This window comes from Mycolicibacter sinensis (assembly GCF_001673565.1).
Taxonomy (GTDB): Bacteria; Actinomycetota; Actinomycetes; order Mycobacteriales; family Mycobacteriaceae; genus Mycobacterium; species Mycobacterium sinense_C.
In genome coordinates this window covers 1-749 of sequence record NZ_LZMF01000118.1, presented here as the reverse complement: position 1 = coordinate 749, position 749 = coordinate 1, and the positions used below count along the sequence as shown (strand labels likewise).

Here is a 749-nt window from a genome sequence, read left to right as displayed (position 1 = left end):
TCGCAGGTCAGGTATTGGCGTTCGGCGTCGGTGAGCAGCGGGCCCAGGTGCAGCTGCGCGGCGTTGTTTTCAACGTCGAGGTGCATCACCACGGTGGTGTGGTGGCCGTGGGGGCGGCGGGCGGCTTCGGTGTCCCAGCCGGTTTCGATCAAGCGCAGGAACGCATCGGCGGTGCTCGGCAACGGCGGCCGCTGCTCTGAGGCACCGCCGCCATCCTCGTGATCGCGCTTCCATTCAGCCATCAGCGCATCGAGATGGGACTGTAGGGCGGCGTCGAACTTTGCCGCATCGAGGGGGTTGAGTGTGATGCGCCAGCAGCTGCCGTGTTCGTCGCTGGTCTTGGTGATCGAGCGTTCCGGTTCGGCTCGGGGGTCGGGGTCGGGGCGTGGTTCGAGCTTGACGGCGGTGCGCAGTTGGGTGACGGTGGCGACCCCGACCAGATGCGCGTAGTGCTCATCGGATCCGTCGGCGGCGCGCTGGGCGATCACGCCGACCTGATCGAGGGAGAAGCGGCCTTCGCGCAGGCCTTCGGCGCAGCGGGGGAATTCGTCGAGCCGGTGGGCGATGGTGGCGATGGTGTGGGCGTTGCTCGGGGACACCCCGGTCTTCCAGGCCACCAGTGCCGGGATCGAGCGGACGCCCGTGGCGCCCCACAGGCCGTCGCGGTCGATCTCGGCGACGATCTCCACGATGCGCCCATCGATGGCGTTGCGTTGACCGGTCAGCTCGGATAACTCCTCGAACAGCAC

At 68.1% G+C, this 749-nt stretch carries 1 protein-coding gene; it reads right to left on the bottom strand.

Annotation, left to right across the window (positions count from 1 at the left end; all coding sequences use genetic code 11):
• Window positions 1-749, bottom strand: a 749-nt coding sequence (locus tag A5648_RS16700; RefSeq protein WP_234787451.1) for a DUF222 domain-containing protein, incomplete at both ends; no start/stop codon positions are given.